The following is a 1,222-nucleotide window of genomic DNA, read 5'->3' on the forward strand; positions in this document are numbered from 1 at the left end:
GTAGATACCATCTCTTCTAACCAGCCTCAAGCTTTCTTTAAATAGCTTGGGGCTGATATTCAGTTTGATTCTTCACAACACCAAAACAGATATGTGTCAGCTTTCTCATTGCAGCACCAATTGCCTGCATTTTTGTTTTACCTTGCTCCACTAATCGCTTATTTTGGGCTTTTATATCTGGATTATGTTGTACAGCTACTACAGCAGCCATATACAATTTAGCCCTTATATACCCAGGCCCTTCTTTGCTTAAAGTTGTTTTTCCAGCCCGTTTGCCTGACTCATTAAGCTTAGGTATTAAGCCTAAGTAACAAGCTAATTGCTTGGCATTTTTAAACTGTTTACATGCCATCAAGGACACCATCATACGTGATATTACCTCTCCAACACCTTTGATACTTTGAAGCAATTGGCGGTTCTTTTTTAATTGTGGGTGTCTATCAATATGCTCATCAATGTCATTTTTTAGCTTGCCTATCTCAGTTTTTAGTACAGCTATCATATCTTCAATTGACTGAGTAACTCGAGTAGATGCACCTGAGAAACCAACAGCTTCATAACGATTTTCTTCGCGACGTAAGTCTTGCTCAAGTGCTTCAAGTCTACGCGTCATTACTTTTAACTCTCTCGCTTCAACAGGCTCAGGCTGCCAACTTAAAAGTGAGTGCTGTTGGTCATGACCATAACGAGCAAGCATTGTGGCGTCTGACTTGTCTGTCTTATGGACAAGCCCTAATGAACTTGCGTACTGTTTTGCTTTACCAGGATTTACATGTAATAAAATAAATCCTTGCTCATATAGGAAATACATCAGCGGCTCGCTATAAACACCTGTGGGCTCTGTTGTAATAACAATATCTTGTGCTTCTAAATTTGTATTCTTTATCAACCAGGCAACTAACTCTTGATAGCCCTGCGGGTTATTTTTAAAAATCTTCGTTTTCTTTTTACTTTTGACTACATCGCGTAGCCAGGAAATATCTAACTTGTCTTTACCCACATCAATGCCAATAAAAGCTTTCATCTCTATCTACTCCCCTTGTACATGCAGCGTCACCCTTAGTTGGGGCGCTAGGATACCATTCAGTTTAATGGAGGTTAGGAAGTCAGGGCTCAATCTACGTCACAGCATTTTCACACTCTGGTTGGGTACGAGCTCACTGTCTTCCCGATGTGACAAGTGCTAGCTAAACACTCATCAAGAAGAGATACAAGGTTGGGT

Annotated in this window: 1 protein-coding gene; it reads right to left on the reverse strand. The window is 40.3% G+C overall.

What is annotated here, in order from left to right:
- Nucleotides 1–37: 37 nt before the first annotated feature.
- The gene (locus I6F50_RS20105) at nucleotides 38–1,024 is read right to left on the reverse strand and encodes an IS110 family transposase (RefSeq protein ID WP_010555535.1); all 987 of its coding nucleotides are present in this window, start codon (nucleotides 1,022–1,024) and stop codon (nucleotides 38–40) included.
- Nucleotides 1,025–1,222 lie beyond the last annotated feature (198 nt).

Origin of the sequence: Pseudoalteromonas sp. NZS127_1 (genome assembly GCF_015864295.1) — a bacterium.
Taxonomy (GTDB): domain Bacteria; phylum Pseudomonadota; class Gammaproteobacteria; order Enterobacterales; family Alteromonadaceae; genus Pseudoalteromonas; species Pseudoalteromonas arctica.

Coding starts and splice junctions, on each gene's coding strand:
- I6F50_RS20105 (WP_010555535.1), bottom strand. CDS start 1,024: ATGAAAGCTTTTATTGGCATTGATGTGGGTAAAGACAAGTTAGATATT.